Consider the following 949-nt stretch of genomic DNA (forward strand, 5'->3'; position numbering starts at 1 on the left):
ACGCGAACGCTCGACCCTCGAGGTAGTGGATCACCCAGTTCGTGACGACCTTCACCCCAGCCTCAACGTTGCCCTTGTCGCGGGGACGATACGAACGGGTCGGGAACGCCGCGGTCCCGTAGTACTCCAGGAACTGCGCATACGACGAGTTCACCTCCCTCGCCTTCTCGGTGCGGCTGATCTGGTTCGACGCGGTCGACGCGTTGTCCGGAACGATCACCTGCGCCACCCCACCGAAGTACTCGAACGCACGCCGGTGCGCGTCGAGCCATGCCGGCTGTTTCTCGTCCAGACACCCGTATGCGAACATCAGCCCGGAGAATGGCAACGATGCGACGAACACCGACACCCGCGTCGTCTGCCGCGTGACCGGATCGGTGAGCTGCATCTGGGTGCCCGCCCAGTCGACCTGCATCGTGTGCCCCGGGTCATGCGCGATCGGGAGGGTCAGGTCGTTCACGCGGACGTGCTCGGCGACGATCTGGCAGAACCGCTCATACCCGTAGAACCTCGCCCCCGACGCGGCGTCGGTCTGCAGATACCGCGCCCACAGCACCTTCAGCGGCGGCTTGTTCCGCCCCAGCCGCGCCGCCACGACCTTGTCGATGTCGACGGGCACGAACTCCTCGACCACGCTCTTGCGGCCATCGGCGAACAGCCGGTCGATNGCCTCGATCTGCCTATACGCGTACCCCTGCACCAGCAGGCCCAGCACAAACCGATAGTCCATCATCAGCGACACCCCTCTCCACCAGCGGCCAACCCTTGGCCGCAGCGAGAGCGATCCTCGACCACCCCGACAGAGCGCTACCCGACCCCCGCACGCGCGCTACCGGATCGTTACATGTCATGTCTCAGAGCTTCGTTTACAAGCTGTCTCATGACTTCGTTTACAGCATGTCTCATGAGTTCGTTGACAGGTAGCACCCCACGATCGGGGGATGTCGAA

The 949-nt window shown here is 64.0% G+C and carries 1 protein-coding gene; it reads right to left on the reverse strand.

The window, feature by feature from the left end; all coding sequences use genetic code 11:
- The coding region (istA, locus tag IEX31_RS18450) for an IS21 family transposase (protein WP_188744843.1) at positions 1–733 on the reverse strand (733 nt) is incomplete at its 3' end.
- Positions 734–949: the final 216 nt, after the last annotated feature.

It is taken from the genome of Agromyces bauzanensis (genome assembly GCF_014645655.1).
Taxonomy (GTDB): domain Bacteria; phylum Actinomycetota; class Actinomycetes; order Actinomycetales; family Microbacteriaceae; genus Agromyces; species Agromyces bauzanensis.